Below are 19542 nucleotides of genomic sequence, written 5' to 3' on the forward strand. Positions count from 1 at the left end.
TTGGTTAACCACATCACAAGAATTTCACTCTCCTGGTTGTTGCTGCAAATTGCAGCAAAAGGTAATCGATGGTTATTGATCAGAGGATGTGACATTCATCGCAACAATGGTTGACCAATTTACATAACATGTCGCCCAAAATAACAACGGTTCAACCAGGTAAGGTAAAACGTTATGCATGTGCTTAACATTCTCTGGGTGGTATTCGGCATTGGTCTGATGCTGGTACTGAATTTGAAGTTCAAAATCAATTCAATGGTGGCCTTGTTGGTGGCGGCGCTGTCCGTCGGGATGCTGGCGGGCATGGATTTGATGTCGCTGCTGCACACCATGAAAGCGGGCTTCGGCAACACGCTGGGGGAACTGGCTATCATCGTGGTGTTCGGTGCGGTCATCGGTAAATTGATGGTCGACTCCGGCGCGGCTCACCAGATAGCGCATACGCTGCTGGCACGTCTCGGTCTGCGTTATGTACAGCTGTCGGTGATTATCATCGGCCTGATTTTCGGTCTGGCGATGTTCTATGAAGTGGCCTTTATCATGTTAGCACCGCTGGTTATTGTTATTGCCGCCGAAGCTAAAATTCCGTTCCTGAAACTGGCGATCCCGGCAGTAGCAGCTGCCACTACCGCACATTCACTGTTCCCACCGCAGCCGGGTCCGGTGGCGCTGGTGAATGCTTATGGCGCGGATATGGGGATGGTTTATATCTATGGCGTACTGGTGACGATCCCAAGTGTCATCTGCGCAGGTCTGATCCTGCCGAAGTTCCTCGGCAATCTTGAGCGCCCAACGCCATCATTCCTGAAAGCAGATCAACCGGTAGATATGAATAATCTGCCCTCTTTCGGCGTTTCGATTCTGGTGCCGTTGATCCCGGCGATCATTATGATCTCTACCACCATCGCCAATATCTGGCTGGTAAAAGATACCCCTGCGTGGGAAGTGGTTAACTTTATCGGTTCCTCGCCGATTGCAATGTTTATTGCGATGGTGGTTGCATTCGTACTCTTTGGCACCGCGCGCGGGCACGATATGCAGTGGGTAATGAACGCTTTTGAAAGCGCGGTGAAAAGCATTGCAATGGTGATTCTGATCATCGGTGCAGGTGGCGTGCTGAAGCAGACCATCATCGACACCGGCATCGGCGACACCATCGGCATGCTGATGTCCCACGGCAATATCTCGCCCTACATCATGGCATGGCTGATCACCGTACTGATTCGTCTGGCGACGGGTCAGGGTGTGGTTTCAGCGATGACCGCCGCCGGGATTATCAGTGCAGCAATCCTTGATCCAGCAACTGGTCAGCTGGTTGGCGTGAATCCGGCGCTGCTGGTACTGGCGACGGCTGCGGGTTCCAACACCCTCACCCACATTAACGATGCCTCATTCTGGTTGTTCAAAGGTTACTTTGACCTGTCAGTAAAAGACACGTTGAAAACCTGGGGTCTGCTGGAGCTGGTCAACTCCGTGGTTGGGCTGATTATTGTGCTGATTATTAGCATGGTAGCGTAAAAGAGCACCTGAGCCTGCCATTGGCAGGCTCTGTTCGGATTGTCGGTAAAGTGCGCTTTGTTTATGCCAGATGCGACGCTGACGCGTCTTATCTGGCCTACAAAGGGCTAACGTGCAGGTTTTAGCTTCAGGTAATATTGCGTACCTGCATTAGCAATGCCCTGTGATTTCTTTATTGATAAACAAAAGTCACGCCAATAATCGATTGCACATTCCCTGCAGTCACCTGCCCTCCGGTACGTGCGTAATTTGCCGTTAATCCCAGACTTACCGCCGAAGTCCCTACTGCTCCTAACGATACCGTGTTATTCGCTGGAATAATCGTACCGTTGCGCGTCAACTGTACGCCGACGCCCTGTGCAGGTGAAAACGACGCGGTATTGGTGAAAATCGAGTTGCCCGCATCTGCGGTTGTGCCGGAGAGGTAATACCCCAGGTTTTGGCTTTTCGCACAATAAACGGTAAGAGGAATCGGCACTGAACCAGGGTAGTCCGGCAGAGTAACGGTGACATCACGAGCAGAAACATCGCAGCCGCCAGTGGGCACCACCACATCATTATTGGCGTAAATATTCCACACAAACTGGAAATCATCGCTGTTATAGTTGTTGGTCTGTCGCAAAATAAGCACGGCAATTAATGAGCCAGCTTTAATCACCACCCCGCCCGCACTGCTCACAGGCGTCAAATAAAGCGCCACCGGCCACGGCTTATCCGTTCTCGAATTATAAACAACCCGCGGCGTTTCACTGGTGGTCGGAAATGGATAGCTACTGCCACTATATTTTACGGTCCCGGAAAAATTAGATAACACGCCGCCATAAGCCGAGCCTCGTTGCAGTGTGACATAATCTGTAATGGTTTCCGGGTAATCGTTATGGCAAAAGATTTGCGTCGAAAGATCCACGACCAGGTTTTGCCCCACATTCACGGCGGGCGCAAGGTTTACATAAACATTGGCGCTGCCACCGCCAATAGGGATAGCGGTGCCATTGGCGGTTTTACAGGCGAATGACCAGGCATTTACCGACCAGCCCATCAGCAGTATAGCAAACAGGTTAATAACTCGTTTCATTACAATCATCTCTTCGGCTTCAGCTGTAGGTATAGGTGATGCTAATCACTGCCTGAATGGTTCCCTGAGTGGCTCCGCCATTTACCGTCAATGCTCTGACCTGTAACGGGAAGTGCGCTGATTGTGAGGAATCATCCACCTGAACTGTTTTGGTTGCGCCACTATTCAATGTGTTGCCACTGTCATCCTGTAGCTCTAACTGGATGTTTTGCGCGGTCCCCTGGTTTTTATAATATCCGGTACTGTCGGCTGCCCCGCTGAAGCTGGCAGTGACCCTCGACGTTCCCACCGGACAATTAGTCAACTCAAGCGCAACATCATGCCAGGCCGATGCCGCCCCGGCAGACATCAGACTGAAAGAATAAAGATCGCCGAGATCTACCGTGGCATTGGTGGTGGAAACCGTGCACGGTTTGGCGACGACCTTACCGTTCACCGTGATGGTGACATCGGCTGCCTGTATCGTCGCACTTGCGAGCGCCAATATTGCCGCCAATACATACCCACGTTTGCACCATTTCATGAGCATCTCCAGTTACTGATATTCAAGAGTGAAGGTAGCCGTGGCATTGATATGCCCCGCAGTGACAGGCACCTGTGTCGCCATTAGCCGGGCGTAAAAATTCAGCGTATTTGGTTTACCCGGCGTCAGGGTCGTCCACGAAATCGCGGACGATGGGGCATTAAGGGGTATCTGATTTTGTTGCTCATTCAGAAGCTGTATTCCCAGTCCCGCAGCCGCTGACACCGTATTTTCAAGTGCAAGCAGGTTGGCATTGTGGCTATCTGCAACACCGGTAAACCCAACTTTTACGGCAGAAACGGCATTACCACAGGGTGACAGCAAAATACGAAATGGAACGACAGGAGTCGTCGCGCCAATGTTGTTAAATTGCTTCGCCGCGTTTTCCATCAGATCAACAGTAAAATTGGTTGATTCAGCGGCCACACTACAGCCGTTATCTCTGACATAGCCGCGGATAGTAATCGTGCTATCCGCAGCCAAAGCGTGACTTACCGCCAGCCACAAAAAAGCGCACAGAAGATAAAAAGGTTTGTTTCTCATCACGCCCCCTTAACGACATTCAGCTGATAGCTGGGTTAATAACTGCTGCTGACTCTCTGGTGGCAGTTGATAATTGGCGACACAGTGAGCATTTTCCTCTTCTCCCCATTTCACCTGAACTTTTCCCGCTAAAGGCATTCCGCTGAGGTAAACCTGACCATTATCCGCAACAATGCCGCTACTCTGGCTACTCTCTGATGTCACCATCGCCCCAAACGGCAGCGGCTTATTATTGTGGGTTAGCGTCATGAGCAGCTTTATCCCAACGCGCGCTTTAAACTCTGCTCGCACGATCGCCCCACGGGTGGGAACAACGTTAGCGACCGCGTTATCTAAATCGACGTTATCAGCCAGGGTATTGGTATCCAGCGCCACTCTGTTTTCCCGATATTCAGTGGCATAAGGCAGCACGGCATAACCACGCCAGTCGGTACGCACCCCCGTCTGGTTTTCGACTTTTGCATCTTTTGCGCCAGGCGCTTTAACAAGTACCACCGTTTCGTTTAACGGCTGCCCCAGCGTTACGCCATTGGCATGAGCCAGTATCCCACCGCTGACTCCGTAATAGAGCTGCTTAATATCATCGCTATGGCTGTAACCGATGTTGGCATTGCCGTAACCACCGCGATAATTCAGCGTGGCGTAGCCTGTACTTCCGCTATTACCATCACCTCCCCCGGCGTAACCGGTTTGCACGCTATAGCTGAGGTTGTTGTCTTCCAGCAACGTACCGTATACACCGACCAGATTGGTCATCCGACCGTTGAGATCGTGTGACATGCTGTAACTGGCACTGGCATGTCGCCACTGAGATTTACTGTCAGAACGCAGCCAGTGGCTGAAAGGAATATTGACGTTAAGCGCTAACATCTGATCCCGTCCTTTTTGCCAGGCGTTTTTCGTCAGGCTATAGCTGAGCGTCCAGTTGCTATCTTCGAATGCAGTATTTAAACCAGCCTGGAATTGCTCATCGACATTACTCGTTCCCCAATAAGTTTGATGGCTACCACTCAAATACAGTGTTGATGTGCGCCCGAGTTGCTGAGTAACGGTGAGTTGTAATTTCCCGCGTTTGTTATAAGCGAGATTGTAATAGTCGGTGAATTTCGGCTTAACCTGAATAACACCATCCTGTGTTTCGATGTTGTAGCCATTCATTCGACTGTATGTTGTATCAGCGAAATTAAAATATCCGCTGGTCGAATAACGGTAACCCACTAACTGAATATTCGTGCCTGATTCATTGAGCGATTTGTTATAGAGAAAACGCACCGATTGTCCGTCATGCTGACTGTCATCGGGAAGTGTGGAATTAGCCTGCGTCATATCCACAGACAGAGCGCCCAGTGCCCCCATGTTTTTCCCGATACCGAAATTAAACGCACGATAACGATCCGCCAGTTGCGTTCCACCATATATTGTCCAGCCAGCCGGAAGGCCGTGGAGTAATGTACTCTGGAAAAAGCGGGGTTTTTCCTGCTGCGCATTTCCACTACGGTATTCTCCTGCCGTAATGGAATAACGAGTATGCCCTTCACGTTGCAAAAGCGGGACTGACGAATAGGGTACGGTAAAGATCTGCGTGCTGCCGTCAGCCTCTTTAATCGTTACCTGCAAGTCACCACTATTACCTGCGGCATAGATATCGTTGATGGTAAAAGGCCCCGGCGGCACCGTACTATTATAAATGTCATACCCATTTTGTTTAATAGTGACCTGTGCAGTACCACGAGCAATACCGTGGATCACCGGGGCAAATCCTCTTTGGCTATCGGGTAACATATTGTCATCTGAGGCCAATTGTGCGCCGCGAAAGTTAATACCATCGAAAATATCGCCCTGGGTATAACCATCACCCAGCGTCAGCCGGGAACGTAACGGAATTATGTCTCGCTCAAGCCAGGTATTGATATGCTGCCATTTATTTTTGCTACCTGATGAACTGTCGCTACTGTTATAACTCCAGGTGGTATTGTCGCGTAAACGCCACGCACCAATATTTAACCCACTCTGTAGGTTTAAATATGCATAATGGCTGTTACCCCCAATCCGATTCTGTACACTATTTCCGCTGAAATTATAATTGAGCAATCCGGCATTAATACCAGGATCCCATAACTCAGGAGGAATATAACCACGCGCGCGATTACTCATAAATGCCTGAGGGATCGTCAGGTTGAGTCGCTGCTGACCAACATCCAGATGCGCAGTAGCGTCATGGATCATTGAGGTTAATGGCACGCAGGCATCATCCGCCAGCAGATTCATACCGGAGACAGAAGCCGTATTCAGCCCCATACTTGCAAGTTGCGCGCGTGTCAGGCAGGGAACAATCCCTTGTTCACTGTCGCCCGTATTAAATGTGACATCACGCGTTGCCATATAACCATTATTCAAATAGATATCGACACGATACGTCCCTGGCGGTAATTCTTGCCCATTTTCAAAACGCGATAAATCGGCCACAGCCTGGGGATCATCCGCTAAAAAGCGCGGATTAAAATAGAGTTCGGCAGATGACAAAGGTGCCTGTGCGGCAAAAGCACAGGCGACAAAGAGCCGGACAAAAAAACCAGCCAAACGATGCTTACGAATATGCAAGCATTGTGTGTTTCGCTGGTAAAGTCTTAAATTCAGATATGACATTATTCCTCCGGTTTAAAATCACCCGGCAGTCAATTCTTTTTATTCAGGCGAAAAATTCCCCCTGCGTTATTCCATTACGCCCGTCATTTTGGGGGTAAGTGCGCCATAATCATTTATTGTTCGGTAAGTAATATTGCTTCCTGCATCAGAAGGCAATTTAACCGTGCTTTCGCCCATTGGAGGCACCAATGCATTTTCAAGAATCCGGGTTCCGGCATTCAACTCTGTTACCGTCAGGTAATAGGGTGTCGGGTTAATCAGAGTCAGAGAATTCGCGCTACGACGAAATCTTAATTTTTCTGCGGCCTGATCGGGTGGCAACGCTAATTTAGCCGGGCGATAGTACAGTTTAATGCGGCTGATAATTACGAGCTGTAGCGTATTCTCAGTCAATTTTGATTTATCCATTGACGGAATCGCTTTAACGTTCATCCAGAATAAACTTTCCCGATCCTGTGGCAATTGGTTATTTGTTGCATCAAGAATACGTAAGGTATTCTCTTTTTTTCCCTTCATCGCAAACAGAGGTGGCGTCACGATAAAACGACCATCCTTTACACCATCGGCATTTTCCACCCATGATTGAATTAAATAGGTGCTATTTTCATCATTATTTGTCACGGCAAGTTGCACTTGTTTTTGCCCTGCCGGATAAATTACGCGAGTCGCACCTAAGGCCACTCCCGCTTCGGCGCGTCCGGCAACCATCATTGCCATGAACATCAGGATACCTGCCAGCAAGCAGAATGTTATTTCCTGCGATTTCCTTACATTGACGTTTTTATTACTCACTGTCCTGTTCCTGTTATCACATTATCTGCTGAACAATTACTGATAGGTTAAAGAGAACCAGGCCTGGGCATTGGCGATGCCGCCAGTAACCCGACGCCCGGTAGCACGATATTTGGCGATGAAATGTAGCGAAGTAGAGCCTGAGTAAAGCCGTTTCCAGTTTGCTGGAGGACGATTAATCGGTACGAGGTTTCCTTCATCATCAAACAACGCTACGCCAATATTGGTGGCTATCCCTGGCCCCTCACCCACGGAAAGCACATCCGGATTTTTACCATCCGCGACACCGTGAAACGCCACACCCACACGTTCACTCACCACCGTGCTACATTCCCGTAAATGAATAACAAAAGGCACCGGTGCGCTATCTTCCCCTACCGCATGAAACCGGTTACTGCTGATTTGCCCCATATTGACCGTCATTTGTTTATCACCGGCTTCAATCCGGCAAGTTTCCGCAATAATGACGCCCTGAAATTGCATATTTCCGCCGGGCAGCGTGGTGTTCCATTTATTTCCGGCCAGAGCAAACATTGGCAGCAACGACGCTAATAGAAATAATCTATTCCTTTTCATCGTTATTTTTATCGCACAAGGGTGGGCATCCCTGCCCGTAATGACGTCCCTGAACCTGGGTAGGTTATTGATACTGAACCTTGAAGGTCGCATCCGCATTAGCAGCACCCGGGGTTGCCTCGCCGATTGCATAATAACGCGCCTGGAACGGAATGGTGTTGGTACCGTTATTCAGGGTTGTTTGTGCACTAAATGTCGCACCGTCCAGCGTCAGCTCATTTCCTGTTCTGTCCAGTATCTGCACACCAACATTTGTTGCGCTACCCGCAGCTGAACTCTGCAGAGCCAGTACTTTAGGATGAGCACTGTCAATCGCAGTCCCCAAGAAGGCAACAGCTGCTTTTGTGGCAACACTGGTATCGCAATCATTCAGCTGAATGTTAAAACCGACAGCAGAGCTGGTTGCTCCAGTCTGCTTCAGACTAGCGGTACGAACCTGGCCCAACTGAACGGTTTGATCAACAGAGCCTGCATCAACTGCGCAAGCGGCGTTAACAACTTCCCCTTTAAAGTGAACGGTCCCACCATTTACCGTCGTGGGTGTAGTTTCAGCCAGAGCCGCTGTAGAACTCAGGGACAGAGCCGACAGAACAACAATTGCCAGAGTTTTAATTTTCATACTACTTTCCTTTCAAAAAACTATTTCTAAATCGACATGGGCAGTCGTTCTGTACACTTTGTTCTGTCAACGAGTTTGACTGCCAACACTGCACAGTTTCCCCCCAAAAGATGAAACATTTGGGGCCATTTTGACTCATAGAGGAAAGCATCGCGCACAAACTTTTTCAGTTTATTTGTTGGCTTGATATTCTATTGTTATCTTTATTTATAGATTTTTATATTGCATGAGGTGTTTTTTGGAGAGAAGAATGAGGAAGTTGCTTCGAGACACAGAAACGTTAGCTTTACATTTAGCGGAGGTGATGTGAAATTAATTTACAAGAGAAATGATTTACATATCAAACAGTTAGATGCTTTTTGTCGTTTTATAATATTTTTATGCTTGAGAAAAAATACGTAACTTATTTATGATATGGACAGTTTGGCCCCAATTGTCTTGTATTTATTTGTTTTTTACCTTTACTATCAATAAGTTAAATTAAACTTCTTCTCTTTTTAATTTTTCGTTTATGAGATTATTTCTTTCCCATAATCCGGCAAAACGAGCAGCATTACTGGCGGTATAACGCACAGTATGGCGAATATTTCGATGCCCGAGATAATCCTGAATTAAACGGGTATCTGCACCACGCTCCGCCAGTTCATAACCGCAAGCATGCCTTAACATATGAGGATGAGTCTGCGTTACGGTTCCAGCTTCAATACCGGCATCGCGAATAATGCGATAGGCCTGCTGGCGAGAAAGCCGACTCCCGCGGCGAGAAATAAATATAGCGTCGGTCCGGTCAGCGCCTTTCCAGTTAGCACGTTCCTGGGTCCAGCGTTCCACGGCTTCACGCTCATCAAAACGTAACGGGTGAACGGTAGAAAATCCGTTCTTCAGTCGGCGAATATTTATTCGACCTTCATTAAGGTCAAGGTCCTGATAATGCAGATCAAGCAGTTCACTAATACGCATCCCATGCCGATATGCCAACAGAATAAGACAATAATCTCTGGCTCCCGTTGCCCCGTAACAAACCGCCTGCATCATGGCCTGAACTTCTTTACCGGTAAGATAACGACGTTTACTCACAATAGTAGTACTCCTGACTGAGATATATTTGAATGAATACCTATAGGAAACCTCAATCGGTCAAAATTAGCCCAATAGATAAAAAGATAACCACACACGAAGTGATGTGGCTATCAGTCAATTACATTAAATATCATACAAAAATAAAATATCACTGATGTGATAACATCTATTTTCATTGATTTGATTCAATATAACAATAGATTGCAGTGGATTAACTTCCAGTTGCTTAAAAAATAAAGAAAAAATGTGAAAACAGATGAATTTAAGTGATGTGTAAATTTATGAATGATTTTGTTTATTTATTTTGAAGAACATAAACCATTGTATTTTGTATGGATATGGTTAACTTAATGTTTATTATGATAATTAAGAATCACACTTACAATAACATCAATTAATAAATGGTTAATCATTTTTGATATATCGTAAGAATAATGTAGTTTTTAACACCATCCCTGGTATCTCAACTATCTCTATAAAACAGCGTGACGCTGTCGTCCTCTGGCTCTATCCCAGATGCCGTAAAAACGCCCTGCATTGCTGGCGGTATACCAGACAGTATGACGAATATTGCGATGCCCAAGATAATCCTGGATAAGTCGCGTATCTATTCCCATATTCGCCAAAGCAAAACCACACGAATGGCGTAACATGTGCGGATGAATCTCCAGTGACAACCCGGCATTACCACCGGAAGTCGAGATAATATGGTAAAACTGTTGCCGAGAAAGCGGATTCCCCTTACGCGATAAAAATACCCACTCGCTCTCAGCATGCGGGTACGAAGTACGGATACTCAACCAGTTTTTTAAAGCCTGAACTTCTTTGTTCAATAGCGGGTGCGTTGTTGAAAAGCCTTTTTTTAATCGATGGATATATATACACTTTGCCTTAAGATCAATATCCGAAATCCTCAATCGACAAATTTCACTCGCCCGGAAACCATGAATAAAACAAAGCAAAGTCAGACAATAATTACGTGCTGCATGAGGCCCGGTATTTGCTGCTTTAAGGAGTGATTCGATTTCACTATGGGTCAGGAAGTTCCTTTTTTTGTTATCAGCCTTATTCTTCATCGTTTTCCCTTATAATTACAGACGCGCACTAGCTGTGCTGGGTTAGCAATAATCCAACATTTTTATCCTGATTATGTTTATAAAAGCGAACGTTTGCTTAATAACTAACGTAAGTGGACCAGTTCTTCTGAGTGAACTTAAATGGAGTAGCAACAGTTAATTATAATAACGTTGCCATACAAACGCTATGCTCTTGCATGCTATGTACCTTTATATATTTATCAATCGGGTACGAATCTAATAATAACCCTCATCATTAATGCAACTAATCTTATCTATATATCATGTGATATGTTCTGTAACAAGTAAAATCAACATAAAAAATTCAGCAAAATTTAATATTCGTTCAACTAGCCGTCTCACATATGACATTATTAGTCAACTGCATTTGCCACAAAATGGCTATTTCACGGAACGCAGTAATTTCTTAGTGGCTATTATCATGCTAATTCTTAGATCCCTAGCGATTATTCCTGCCTGGTTCGTCAGCTTAGGCCATGAGATTGTTACATTCCTGTTTATCCTGGAGATATGGGGGAACGCAGGCGACGCTTTTTCATCTACATCCGTTGGTAACTATGGCTTTGGTCACTACGACTTAAACCTTCCTCAATCACAGCTATTCGCCGGGCGATACGGCAAACAAACTAAGTGAAACATCATCCTGAAAACACCAACATCAACAAGCCTCTCCAGATCGACTTCAGAAGTGACCAGTTACAAGCCACAAACCAGGAAACATATTTCATGATGAGAATTATGCTCAGCCTGATGGCGGGTAAACACTGATTTTCACCAAGCTCACTGAGTTAGCTTGCAAAGCTTCCTTGTTTAGACTCTAAATAAATTATTTATATAACAAATAGTTAAACGAAGATCTTTAGTTTTTGAAGACCACCGCAAGTGTTCGTCTGGCTTCACATGGCATCTTCCTCTTAGAAAAAGATCGACATATTTTGTGACACGAATTGCAAATCTGGTTTTGTTGTATGGATTGCGTGATTTTTGATCTGGTATAACAGGTATAAAGGTGCACCAAGATAGTCAATGAGACTGGGCATCTCGTAATCTATGGCAAACATCACTTCAGTTCTTTCTCATCGGGTGATGAAAACGCACTTCAGTCTGAAAGGAATATGAAAATGAGATCAACAGACACTCTATTTTATGACTCCGGGTAAAATGGATTGAGTAAGTGATATAGCTTACGAACATTCAAATCAATTAAACATCAGAATAGATTTTATACTCAGGTATTTAATCTGGCTCTCTGTTTATTTAAATAATGTGGAAAGAGACTTTTCACAGGAGACATTATACAAAAAAAAATAAAATACAGCTACCGGTTGCCAAAGACACTATAAGCCTGGCAAAAAAATATTACACAACATAAATGCTAATTGTTTATGCGGGCTTTGTATTGCTTTCTGTATCCTACAAATGAGTGAAATTTATGAAAAAGGCTAAAATACTTTCTGGCGTATTATTACTGTGCTTTTCGTCACCATTAATTTCTCAGGCTGCGACACTGGACGTACGTGGTGGATATCGTAGTGGAAGCCACGCCTATGAGACTCGACTCAAAGTCAGTGAGGGATGGCAAAATGGATGGTGGGCAAGTATGGAAAGTAATACCTGGAATACCATTCATGATAATAAAAAGGAAAATGCCGCACTCAATGATGTTCAGGTTGAAGTTAATTACGCGATTAAACTTGATGATCAATGGACGGTGCGCCCGGGAATGTTAACGCATTTTAGCAGCAACGGCACACGCTACGGACCCTACGTAAAACTGTCCTGGGACGCGACAAAAGATCTTAATTTTGGCATTCGCTATCGTTACGACTGGAAAGCTTACCGACAACAAGACTTATCCGGTGATATGTCTCGTGATAACGTTCATCGTTGGGATGGATATGTCACTTACCATATTAATAGTGATTTCACCTTCGCATGGCAAACCACGCTATACAGCAAACAGAACGATTATCGCTATGCAAACCATAAGAAATGGGCGACGGAAAATGCATTTGTTCTACAATACCATATGACGCCCGATATTACGCCATACATAGAATATGACTACCTTGACCGTCAGGGTGTTTACAACGGCAGAGATAATTTATCGGAAAACAGTTATCGCATTGGTGTGTCATTTAAACTGTAGTAGACAGGAGACAGTCACAATGAATAAAACAATAACGGCGCTTGCTATCATGATGGCTTCATTTGCCGCAAACGCGTCTGTATTACCGGAAACTCCTGTGCCATTTAAAAGTGGTACCGGAGCAATTGATAACGACACTGTCTACATTGGTTTAGGTAGCGCAGGTACGGCATGGTACAAGCTGGATACACAGGCCAAAGATAAAAAATGGACAGCGTTAGCTGCATTCCCTGGCGGACCAAGAGATCAAGCAACCTCTGCATTTATTGATGGCAATCTGTATGTGTTTGGCGGCATTGGCAAAAACAGCGAGGGCTTGACTCAGGTATTTAATGATGTACACAAATACAACCCCAAAACCAATAGCTGGGTTAAATTGATGTCGCACGCGCCGATGGGCATGGCGGGCCATGTGACTTTTGTACACAACGGCAAGGCTTATGTTACTGGCGGTGTTAACCAGAATATCTTCAATGGCTATTTTGAAGATCTCAACGAGGCTGGAAAAGATTCAACCGCTATAGATAAAATCAACGCCCACTATTTTGACAAAAAAGCAGAAGATTATTTCTTCAATAAGTTTCTGTTGTCTTTTGATCCCTCAACACAGCAATGGAGTTACGCTGGCGAATCACCCTGGTACGGAACGGCTGGTGCGGCGGTTGTGAATAAAGGTGATAAAACCTGGCTTATTAATGGCGAAGCCAAACCAGGATTGCGAACGGATGCCGTATTTGAACTTGATTTCACCGGTAATAATTTAAAATGGAATAAGCTTGATCCCGTCTCATCACCAGATGGCGTCGCTGGCGGTTTTGCGGGGATAAGCAATGATTCTCTTATATTTGCCGGAGGGGCCGGATTCAAAGGTTCACGAGAAAATTACCAGAACGGTAAGAACTATGCGCATGAAGGCCTGAAAAAATCATATAGCACTGATATTCATCTTTGGCATAACGGGAAATGGGATAAATCGGGTGAATTATCGCAAGGTCGGGCCTACGGAGTATCATTGCCCTGGAATAATAGTTTATTAATTATTGGCGGTGAAACTGCAGGCGGCAAAGCGGTGACGGATTCAGTTTTAATTTCTGTGAAGGATAATAAAGTCACAGTACAAAACTAACGCTTCAGGGCCCCGGTAAAGGGGCCCTGCTATCAATTTGTCATTTGTATTACGCGAAAATTATATGAACGCAATAATATCGCCCGATTATTACTATGTTCTTACCGTTGCTGGTCAGTCTAATGCCATGGCGTATGGCGAAGGACTGCCATTACCGGACAGGGAAGATGCGCCTCATTCCAGAATTAAACAATTAGCGAGATTTGCGCATACGCATCCCGGAGGCCCGCCATGTCACTTTAACGACATTATTCCACTGACTCACTGCCCACACGATGTTCAGGATATGCAGGGTTATCACCATCCTCTGGCAACGAATCATCAAACACAGTACGGCACCGTTGGCCAGGCACTGCATATTGCACGGAAATTACTGCCCTTCATTCCTGATAATGCAGGGATTCTTATCGTTCCGTGTTGCCGTGGCGGATCGGCTTTTACCGCGGGCAGCGAAGGGACATATTCAGAACGGCACGGAGCCAGCCATGATGCTTGTCGTTGGGGAACGGATACTCCGCTGTACCAGGATTTAGTCAGCAGAACGCGAGCCGCACTGGCAAAAAATCCGCAGAACAAATTCCTCGGCGTATGCTGGATGCAAGGCGAATTTGACTTAATGACCAGTGACTACGCGTCACACCCTCAACACTTTAATCATATGGTTGAAGCCTTTCGTAGGGATCTAAAACAATACCATTCTCAGCTTAATAATATTACTGACGCGCCGTGGTTTTGCGGCGATACCACCTGGTACTGGAAAGAAAATTTCCCGCATTCGTATGAAGCTATTTATGGCAATTATCAAAATAATGTTTTAGCCAATATTATTTTCGTCGACTTCCAGCAACAAGGTGAAAGAGGACTGACGAACGCGCCTGATGAAGACCCGGACGATTTAAGCACGGGATATTACGGTTCAGCGTACCGGTCACCGGAGAACTGGACGACGGCACTGCGAAGCAGTCATTTCAGCACTGCAGCCCGTCGGGGGATTATTTCTGACAGATTTGTAGAAGCAATTTTGCAGTTTTGGCGCGAAAGGTGAGCGGGGAGTTTATTCATGGGGGATGTCCTTGTTCGTTCTCAGAGTAGACAACAAAAAACAAATGAGATCAAGGTAATATCTCTTCACTTGCGGGCTCGAACAGCAGGCAATTGCCAATATAATAATCTGGCACAAGGGTGAAAAACGCGCACCGCATAAACCGTTGTTATTGCTTACAGATTAGCCGGGTGCCTTAATAGACATCCGCGCCTTTTCGATTATGGCTCGGAAATCTACGAACATCTACACAGTTTACTGGAACGTTTTGGGCCACAGCGTTCGCAGCACCGTCCTGATATGCCGTTCTGGCGATTATAAGTCGACGGATTCTGGCAAATAGACGATGATGATATGCTTAATGATGTTCAAAGAAATTAGGCCATTATTATATTATTGCTTGCATTTTCTTTCATTCCTAAAAGCACCCGCCATTAATCCCAGGCGCATTATGCAAAGGAAAATGATTAGGTAAACAATAAGATTTATAATCAGGAAAGGCGACTCGCAATAAAACGGAAAGTCGCCTTAACATTGGTAAAATATGCCCTTTACTACTCCTGTATCATGAACGGCTCATCACATTTAAAGCTGACGTTGATCCAGACTACCATATATTGCCTTTATTTCATTTTTTACGCCTTCACCACGGTACACCAAAGACGTATCGTATCGTTGATACTTATCTTCCCGTGTAGCACTGAACCAGTTAAAAGATCCGACACACAGCAGTTCTTCATCCTCAATCACAATTTTGCTGTGAACACGATTAACCAATTTCGTAGCGATACCCATCTTATTGAGCTTTTCAACAGCATCATTCAGCAGATGTTGTTTCTCCTGACGCTTATCATCATCGACATGCGCTATACTGCAGTTTTTATCCGTCACCACGGTAATATCAATGCCCCGGGAACGGGCCAAAGCCATTGATGCCAGAAATCCCGTTTGCTCCACTTTTTGCCAGGATAACCAAGGGGAAATAATCGTTATTTTCTTTTGAGCTCCGGCAAGAGTCTTGTTCAAAAATTCATCATGCTGCTCCACACCATGCAGCGTTGAAATTTGTGTATGTGCGGAAATTAAATCCTGTCGTTTCTGAAACTCAAATTGCAACGCATTATTATCTGAAGAAAAGAGATATTTTGCCAATAACCCTCGCGGCGAAAATGCGGGCTGCATCTCGATAAGGTCCATATCGCCAAATACCAGAAAACTATCTTTAGCGCGTGAGACAGCAACATTGAGGATAGTGCTGTTGCTATCAAGAAACCTGCCATCTTCATGTTTTGAGTAGACAGGAGAAAAGAGAACAATCGCCCTTTCCGCCCCCTGCAAGGAGTGCACAGTCCCCACTGTCAGTAAACCCTGCTCGTCTTTGCCATTAATTTCCAGCTTACGCAATGACATTTTGATAGCATTAACCTGCGCCGAAAATGGCGTCACAACACCAACAACTTTGTACAGTGGTTCCCCGTAATGGCGCTCTATATCATCCTTATGTGCCACCAGCCATGCTGCTATTGTTTCAGCTTCAAGAGGGTTATGACGGCTCCCTCCATTTGGCTTCATGCCTCTACCATCAATATGTAAATATCCCATTGCGGGGAAAATCGTCCTTTTTCCATCCCTCTTTTAGGCTGCAACTTACCGTGATAGCAAAGTGAGTTACAGTAGTCGATGATGTTATTGAAACAGCGACGATGCTCATACAGATACATTCCGCGCTCGAACTTGGGATCATACTGGTAGTGAGAGTTGAACTGGGCTACCTGCATTACGCTGCCAGATGCTGCACTTTTTCCAGACCCATTTATTATCGAATACGGTGACCGCCTGAGCGGCCACCTTTAATCGTGGGCAGTTACACAGAATTATTTACAGGGTCTTGCTGGGAGTTCTTACACTTGCTCGCGATATTCAATTGGCCATTGTCAACAAATGACGCAGGTTTTGATTGGTGATATCTATTTACGTCAGCAATGCGATGTGTTTTGGCTCGGCTATACCATCAGTCCCGCTTATGCTCGCCAGGGATATGCAATTGAAGCAATTACCGCCACGATTGACTGAATAAAAGAGAACGGTTTTTCACTCATCAAAGCCGGTGTGAATCCGGAAAATACCCTTTCAAAAAAATTACTTATCAGGATTGGCTTCAATTTTTCAAGCATCGAAGATGGGTGAGCATATTTATGTTCTGGATTTAACAAAAGGAGAATAATCTCCCGAAGGGAAAAGCCGATGAGGCCATTTCAGGCGTACTTCAACATGCATTCGTCAGTGTCATCTGCCTTTTCCAGTAAATGGGTTGGCATTCAATTTCCAAAGTACATCACACTTTTTCTACTGAAACATATCCCTCCTATAACTACGTGTTAATATTCGCTCCGTAAATACCTTTCAACTCAACCCGAGGCTTTGATGCTGGAGAATGTAATCATCCGATAATCAGTTCCCCGACCTTTTCAGGCCGGACTGATTATCAATGCGCCGAAATCGAATGCGGACACCGCGGTGTGTTTGCACGTTTTGCACATGATGATTAAATAGGTTCTTCAGTATGAATTTATCCCGTCAGGAACAACATACCTTACACGTTCTCGCTAAAGGTAGACGTATTGCGCACGTCCGCGATTCTTCAGGCCGCGTCACTTCCGTTGAATGCTACAGCCGCGAAGGGCTGTTGCTGACCGACTGCACGCTCGCCGTCTTCAAAAAACTCAAAACCAAAAAACTTATCAAGTCCGTCAATGGCCAGCCCTATCGAATCAACACCACCGAGCTGAATAAAGTTCGCGCTCAGCTCGATAATCGCTAAGGAGAGTTTCTATGACAGTACACCACTTCACTTTTCATATCACAGATAAAAGTGATGCCAGTGATATCCGGGAAGTCGAAACCCGCGCATTTGGCTTTAGCAAAGAAGCCGATTTAGTGACCTCTTTACTTGAGGATGAAAGCGCGCGCCCCGCGTTATCGCTGCTAGCCCGGTATGAAGGCAAAGCCGTCGGGCATATTTTATTTACCCGGGCAACCTTCAAAGGAGAAATGGATTCACCGTTGATGCACATCCTCGCTCCCCTGGCGGTCATACCGGAATACCAAGGGATGGGCGTGGGAGGACGGTTGATACGCACTGGCATCGAGCACCTGAGGTTGATGGGCTGCCAGACGGTTTTTGTTCTCGGCCACGCCACCTATTACCCCCGACATGGGTTCGAACCCTGTGCCGGAGACAAAGGCTATCCGGCACCTTATCCCATCCCGGAGGAGCACAAAGCCTGCTGGATGATGCAATCACTCACCGCTCAGCCCATGACCCTGACCGGCCACATCCGGTGCGCAGACCCTGATGAAACCGGAGCACTGACGTGAATAACAATCTTGTTGTGTCCTTTTTAAGGCTTAACCCAATAACAGGAATTAAATAATGGATATCCCACGTATTTTTACCATCAGCGAAAGTGAACACCGCATCCATAACCCGTTCACCGAAGAGAAGTACGCCACGCTGGGTCGCGTGCTGCGCATGAAGCCGGGCACCCGCATTCTTGACCTCGGCAGCGGCTCGGGCGAGATGCTCTGCACCTGGGCCAGGGATCATGGCATTACGGGGACTGGCATCGACATGAGTTCGCTCTTCACCGCGCAGGCAAAGCGTCGCGCGGAAGAACTCGGCGTCAGCGAACGCGTACATTTTATTCATAACGATGCGGCCGGTTACGTCGCAAATGAAAAATGTGACGTGGCGGCCTGCGTCGGCGCGACATGGATTGCCGGTGGGTTTGCCGGGGCGGAGGAGCTGCTAGCGCAAAGCCTGAAACCGGGCGGGATCATGCTTATCGGCGAACCCTACTGGCGTCAGCTACCAGCAACAGAAGAAATAGCCCAGGCCTGCGGCGTCAGCTCGACAAGCGATTTCCTGACGCTGCCAGGACTTGTCGGAGCGTTCGACGATCTCGGCTATGACGTGGTGGAAATGGTACTGGCAGACCAGGAAGGCTGGGACCGGTATGAAGCCGCAAAATGGCTGACCATGCGCCGCTGGCTGGAAGCGAATCCTGACGATGACTTCGCCGCCGAAGTCAGGGCCGAACTAAACATCGCGCCGAAACGCTACGTGACCTACGCGCGGGAATGCTTTGGCTGGGGCGTGTTCGCACTCATCGCCCGGTAACAACAGGTTCCCGGTATTTCTGGCTGGAAATATCGAGGCTTTACCTTTGCTTTGATCTGATGTATCACCTGCACAATACATATTCAGTATGTTTATTAATCAAGATGTCACCATAAGGAGCATCATATGTCACAACATGAACAGTTCTGTCAGGCTTGCGGAATGCCGATGTCGGCACCAGATGCACACAGTGCCAGTGATCAATATTGTGCGTAATGCAGCGACAGCAACGGCAATCTCAAACCCTGGGAAGAAGCGGTATCAGGTTTAGCCAGCTTCCTTGATTCCTGGCAAAAAGTCGGCCCGGAGGAAGCACATAAGCGTGCAAAACGTTATCTGACGGCAATGCCAGCCTGGGCTCATAAAGCGGAGAGTGATTTGAGCTGATTATCTATACTCCCTCTGAATCTATTCAGGAGATCCGATGTTTTCTTACATTATGCTGGGAACCAACGACCTGCCACGCGCCATTACATTCTAAGATCCGCTGATGGAGATGCTGGGGTATCCACGTGCAGGACGTAATGAAGAGGGAGCGTCCTGCAACAAAGTGGTGCTATAACAGTTACCGCGTTT

General features: G+C 46.3%; 17 protein-coding genes and 4 pseudogenes. 11 read left to right on the plus strand and 10 right to left on the minus strand.

All coding sequences use genetic code 11. The features are described 5' to 3' along the window. Positions 1-174 precede the first annotated feature (174 nt). A complete protein-coding gene (gntP, locus tag EAS44_RS21085; RefSeq protein WP_000558251.1) occupies positions 175-1518 on the plus strand; it encodes a gluconate permease GntP in 1344 nt (447 codons plus the stop codon). 172 nt (positions 1519-1690) lie between these two features. Here the strand turns inward: gntP and fimH are convergent, their stop codons facing one another. The 9 genes from fimH to fimB form a co-directional block, all read right to left on the minus strand. Further along, positions 1691-2593, minus strand: coding sequence for a type 1 fimbria D-mannose specific adhesin FimH (gene fimH, locus EAS44_RS21090; RefSeq protein WP_001338195.1), 903 nt, complete (start codon positions 2591-2593; stop codon positions 1691-1693). A gap of 19 nt (positions 2594-2612) precedes the next feature. Next, positions 2613-3056, minus strand: a complete 444-nt coding sequence (locus EAS44_RS21095) for a fimbrial protein (protein WP_306234496.1) — start codon at positions 3054-3056, stop codon at positions 2613-2615. Between the two features lie 72 nt (positions 3057-3128). After that, complete coding sequence (gene fimF / locus EAS44_RS21100) at positions 3129-3659, minus strand: type 1 fimbria minor subunit FimF (protein ID WP_001244823.1); 531 nt, start codon at positions 3657-3659, stop codon at positions 3129-3131. 9 nt (positions 3660-3668) lie between these two features. Next, complete coding sequence (gene fimD / locus EAS44_RS21105; protein WP_000120948.1) at positions 3669-6305, minus strand: fimbrial usher FimD; 2637 nt, start codon at positions 6303-6305, stop codon at positions 3669-3671. Between the two features lie 66 nt (positions 6306-6371). Then, entirely contained in the window at positions 6372-7097 is a 726-nt protein-coding gene (fimC, locus tag EAS44_RS21110; RefSeq protein ID WP_000066568.1) for a type 1 fimbria chaperone FimC, read from the minus strand. Positions 7098-7133: 36 nt separating this feature from the next. Beyond that, positions 7134-7673 carry a fimbrial protein gene (gene fimI / locus EAS44_RS21115; RefSeq protein ID WP_025893910.1) on the minus strand — a complete coding sequence of 180 codons (540 nt, stop codon included), beginning with the start codon at positions 7671-7673 and terminating at the stop codon, positions 7134-7136. Between the two features lie 64 nt (positions 7674-7737). After that, the gene (gene fimA, locus EAS44_RS21120) at positions 7738-8292 is read right to left on the minus strand and encodes a type 1 fimbrial major subunit FimA (protein ID WP_000695589.1); all 555 of its coding nucleotides are present in this window, start codon (positions 8290-8292) and stop codon (positions 7738-7740) included. Positions 8293-8772: 480 nt separating this feature from the next. Then, positions 8773-9369 carry a type 1 fimbria switch DNA invertase FimE gene (fimE, locus tag EAS44_RS21125; protein WP_000044711.1) on the minus strand — a complete coding sequence of 199 codons (597 nt, stop codon included), beginning with the start codon at positions 9367-9369 and terminating at the stop codon, positions 8773-8775. A gap of 476 nt (positions 9370-9845) precedes the next feature. Then, positions 9846-10448, minus strand: coding sequence for a type 1 fimbria switch DNA invertase FimB (fimB, locus tag EAS44_RS21130; RefSeq protein ID WP_000790583.1), 603 nt, complete (start codon positions 10446-10448; stop codon positions 9846-9848). Between the two features lie 1453 nt (positions 10449-11901). Between fimB and nanC the strand changes: the two genes are divergently transcribed. The 4 genes and pseudogenes from nanC to EAS44_RS25635 form a co-directional block, all read left to right on the plus strand. After that, on the plus strand, positions 11902-12618 hold the full coding sequence (gene nanC, locus EAS44_RS21135) for an N-acetylneuraminic acid outer membrane channel NanC (protein ID WP_001295734.1): 717 nt from the start codon (positions 11902-11904) through the stop codon (positions 12616-12618). A 19-nt stretch (positions 12619-12637) separates the two neighbouring features. Next, positions 12638-13744, plus strand: coding sequence for an N-acetylneuraminate epimerase (gene nanM, locus EAS44_RS21140; RefSeq protein ID WP_001299704.1), 1107 nt, complete (start codon positions 12638-12640; stop codon positions 13742-13744). A gap of 64 nt (positions 13745-13808) precedes the next feature. Further along, complete coding sequence (nanS, locus tag EAS44_RS21145; protein WP_000991455.1) at positions 13809-14789, plus strand: sialate O-acetylesterase; 981 nt, start codon at positions 13809-13811, stop codon at positions 14787-14789. A 109-nt stretch (positions 14790-14898) separates the two neighbouring features. After that, positions 14899-15104 (plus strand): annotated as a pseudogene (locus tag EAS44_RS25635) (restriction endonuclease); the annotation flags it as partial. A 267-nt stretch (positions 15105-15371) separates the two neighbouring features. Here the strand turns inward: EAS44_RS25635 and yjhR are convergent. Continuing rightward, positions 15372-16612, minus strand: a pseudogene (gene yjhR, locus EAS44_RS21150) (helicase YjhR); the annotation flags it as partial. Positions 16613-16727: 115 nt separating this feature from the next. Between yjhR and EAS44_RS25640 the strand changes: the two are divergent. From EAS44_RS25640 to EAS44_RS25420, 6 genes and pseudogenes are all read left to right on the plus strand, one after another. Next, positions 16728-16859: a hypothetical protein gene (locus tag EAS44_RS25640; protein ID WP_001309182.1), complete on the plus strand. Its 132-nt coding sequence runs from the start codon at positions 16728-16730 to the stop codon at positions 16857-16859. 490 nt (positions 16860-17349) lie between these two features. Further along, positions 17350-17607, plus strand: coding sequence for a YjhX family toxin (gene topAI, locus EAS44_RS21160; RefSeq protein WP_001054376.1), 258 nt, complete (start codon positions 17350-17352; stop codon positions 17605-17607). Between the two features lie 11 nt (positions 17608-17618). Next, a complete protein-coding gene (yjhQ, locus tag EAS44_RS21165) occupies positions 17619-18164 on the plus strand; it encodes a GNAT family N-acetyltransferase (protein WP_001338189.1) in 546 nt (181 codons plus the stop codon). A gap of 55 nt (positions 18165-18219) precedes the next feature. After that, positions 18220-18966: an SAM-dependent methyltransferase gene (gene yjhP / locus EAS44_RS21170; protein WP_000354251.1), complete on the plus strand. Its 747-nt coding sequence runs from the start codon at positions 18220-18222 to the stop codon at positions 18964-18966. Positions 18967-19134: 168 nt separating this feature from the next. Then, a pseudogene (locus tag EAS44_RS21175) lies at positions 19135-19353 on the plus strand (hypothetical protein). A 37-nt stretch (positions 19354-19390) separates the two neighbouring features. Then, positions 19391-19507, plus strand: a pseudogene (locus tag EAS44_RS25420) (VOC family protein); the annotation flags it as partial. Between the last annotated feature and the right edge of the window lie 35 nt (positions 19508-19542).

It is taken from the genome of Escherichia coli DSM 30083 = JCM 1649 = ATCC 11775 (assembly GCF_003697165.2).
Lineage (GTDB): Bacteria > Pseudomonadota > Gammaproteobacteria > Enterobacterales > Enterobacteriaceae > Escherichia > Escherichia coli.